This is a genomic window from Leisingera sp. F5, from assembly GCF_001593695.1.
On the sequence record NZ_LUKH01000338.1, the window covers coordinates 1 to 2,802 of the forward strand.

A 2,802-nucleotide genomic window follows, 5' to 3' on the forward strand; every position below is an offset into this window, starting at 1 on the left:
CGGTGTAGCGGGACGCCGCCGGGTTGTCGCCGTCGATGTTGCCGAAGTTGCCCTGGCCGTCGACCAGCGGGTAGCGGACGTTGAAATCCTGCGCCAGACGCGCCATGGCATCGTAAATCGCCGCATCGCCATGCGGGTGATAGTTGCCCATCACCTCGCCAACGGATTTCGCCGACTTCCGATAGGACTTGTCGGGCGTGTAATTGCCCTCGTACATGGCGTAGAGGATGCGCCGGTGCACAGGTTTTAACCCGTCGCGCAGATCCGGAATCGCGCGGCTGACGATGACCGACATGGCGTAGTCGAGGTAGCTCGACTTCATCTCGTTTTCGATCGAGATCGAGGGGCCGCGCGGCGCCGGACGATTTTCGTCTGTGTTTTCAGGTGGTTCGGGCGTATCGCTCACGTCAGGGGCCTGTCAGTTGATCTGCCATATCTTGTTGAGGGGTGTATATCAGAGACTATCTGTAGGGTGCAATGGCGGCCCGGGGGCCACGTTTTGGCAGCCAGCGGGGATGTCTGCTAACACACTGTTTTTATTGATAAGTAAAGATTTGCTTGGCAGCATTTACCTACGAGTTGTCAAACGAGGTAAAAAACCGATGCAGGAGTCCGAAACCGAGCTGATGCTCAAGGGGTATGGTCTGACCACGGCCGAGTTCTTTTATCACATGCCCGATTACGCCCATGTCCTGAACACCTTTATCTGGCAGGACTACGACCTGGCGCCGGATCATCCCCGGCTGTTCGAGTTCATCGAATTCTGGCAGCGGGAAATCGAAGGCCCATTGCATTCTGTCCGTTTCAATCACCGCAAGATGATTGGCCCGGGAGAATGGCGCAACGTGGTCGGAGAGTTTCAGCTGCACTGAACCGGCTGGCTTTTTAATGTGTTTGCAGGGCCGTGCGGCAGGCTTTGCCGTTGCGTGCATGCAGGCGTCGCCCTAATCCTATGCGTGTTTGAAGCACCCGGGCCGGCTCACGGCATTCCTATCGGGACCCGGGGCACAGAGAAAGCAGGCAGGGATTCATGCGCAAGAACTTTTTTGGAAACCAGTTCGAAAACATCTTTGTGGCGTCCTCGACGATCCGGGAGAGTTTTTACGGCCGGGGCGGCGACGATGATTTCACGCTGTATCATCACGAACCGGATGGTGTGAACATTCCGGATCTGACCGACCGATTCTTTGGCGGCAGCGGCGATGACACGCTGGAACTGTTGAGCTTCAGCGTGACCGCAGACGGTGACAATCTCAGCAAGTACGGCCAGCTCAGCTTTGATGGCGGCAGCGGTTACGACACTGTAAAATCAAAAGTATCTGCGGTCATGTCAGGTGGCTCCACTCTGGATCTGAATACCATTGAGACAAGCGTCATTTCGGTTGAACATTGGTTTTATGACATAGTTTTGAACGCAGTTGCGGGAGATGGCGGCGTCACCATCCAGAGCGGGGTGAAGGACGACACGCTGAATATCTTCCAGCAAGCCGACGCATCGGAAAACAGCATCCGTGTCGACACATCCGCCGGCGCGGACAGCGTCCTGTACACCGCGAACGCCGACGTGAGCGACCTGAAGGTGAACACCGGCAGCGGCAAGGACTATTTCGAGTTCAACGGCAATTGGGGCGTTACTGCAGATATCACGGTGAAAACCGGCAGCGGCAAAGACACAGTTGTCATCAATGGCTCGACCATTGCATCGCCAGGCGGGCTGGACGCGGTGATCAAAACCGGCAGGGGCGCTGATACAGTTGTTCTGGAAGGCATGCATTCAGAAAGTCTGAATGCCGGCGGCGGGTCGGATGATATCTATGTCCTGACCGGCAGCTTTGCGAACGCAGCCGACACCATCAAGACAGGCGGCGGCAGGGACCGTCTGTTTGTGGAATTGGATGCCTATTCGACCGTTGCAGTTGTTGAAGATTTTTCCGCTGCAAAAGACGTTTTTGTGTTTGATCGCCAGGAATCCAGCCGGGCGATCCCAAGAGATACAGACGTCCTGTTCGACCGGGGCGAATGGGAGGCCGCAGAGGAAGACCGGCTGTTTATGGATAACAGCGCGGACAAGCTCTATTTCGGCAGCAACGTCCTGGTGGAATTCACATCGGATGTCGAATTGACAGCCGGCAATTTCACCGTGGGCAACTGGGATTACTAAGCCCCGCCCAAGAGAGGAGGCGTCAGGCCGAGCAGCTGGCGCCTCCCAGAACGCAGAACTTGGCGCAGTGCGGGTGGTTCAGCTGCACCGGACGTTCGGCCTCAGCGAGGGTTTCGCCCATCTCGAACTCAGGCGCGTAAGGCAGCAGTGTGCAAGCCAGCACGGCCGGTGCCTTGGCGCCTTTGCGTTTAACGACCATGCGCGACGAGGCGCACATGACGCTATCCGGGGATTTGCCCAGGATATCCCAGCAGGCGGTGGTGATTTCGGGCACTTCCACGGTTTCGTCCATTTCAGGAAACAAAACGGTCTGACCGGGGTCGTGCGCATCAATGGCAAAGCCATGCGCGGCAAACAGCGCGGCATAGCCGTTGCGGGCCTCCGCCTCGCTTTCTTCCCATACGGTGCGGCCCGCCACGGCCATCTGCACAGCATTGTCGCGCAGCCATTCCATGCCTTCGATGGTTTTGGCAAAGCTGCCGGTTCCGCGTTCCTTGTCGTGCAGGGATTCGCGGTGGTGATCGACCGAGATGCGAAGTGTCAGCTTGTTTCCGAACTCTTCCTGCAAGGCCAGTAATCCGGATTTCACAGTCTTGCGCATCATCGGGCGCATGGCATTGGTCAGGATCAGCACGTCAAAC

The 2,802-nt window shown here is 57.2% G+C and carries 3 protein-coding genes and 1 pseudogene; 2 read left to right on the forward strand and 2 right to left on the reverse strand.

Going from position 1 to position 2,802, the window contains the following annotated elements; all coding sequences use genetic code 11:
* The coding region (locus tag A2I95_RS29885; protein WP_291735722.1) for a DNA gyrase subunit A at positions 1 to 406 on the reverse strand (406 nt) is incomplete at its 3' end.
* A gap of 196 nt (positions 407 to 602) precedes the next feature.
* Between A2I95_RS29885 and A2I95_RS29890 the strand changes: the two genes are divergently transcribed.
* Positions 603 to 872, forward strand: coding sequence for an usg protein (locus tag A2I95_RS29890; RefSeq protein WP_291735723.1), 270 nt, complete (start codon positions 603 to 605; stop codon positions 870 to 872).
* A gap of 158 nt (positions 873 to 1,030) precedes the next feature.
* A complete protein-coding gene (locus A2I95_RS29895) occupies positions 1,031 to 2,161 on the forward strand; it encodes a hypothetical protein (protein ID WP_291735725.1) in 1,131 nt (376 codons plus the stop codon).
* Positions 2,162 to 2,183: 22 nt separating this feature from the next.
* On the opposite strand, the pseudogene A2I95_RS29900 reads toward A2I95_RS29895, so the two are convergent.
* Positions 2,184 to 2,802: pseudogene (locus tag A2I95_RS29900) on the reverse strand (radical SAM protein); the annotation flags it as partial.

Bases quoted from the DNA above. Each gene is read 5' to 3' on its own strand.
- A2I95_RS29890 (WP_291735723.1), top strand. From the start codon at position 603: ATGCAGGAGTCCGAAACCGAGCTGATGCTCAAGGGGTATGGTCTGACC.
- A2I95_RS29895 (WP_291735725.1), top strand. From the start codon at position 1,031: ATGCGCAAGAACTTTTTTGGAAACCAGTTCGAAAACATCTTTGTGGCG.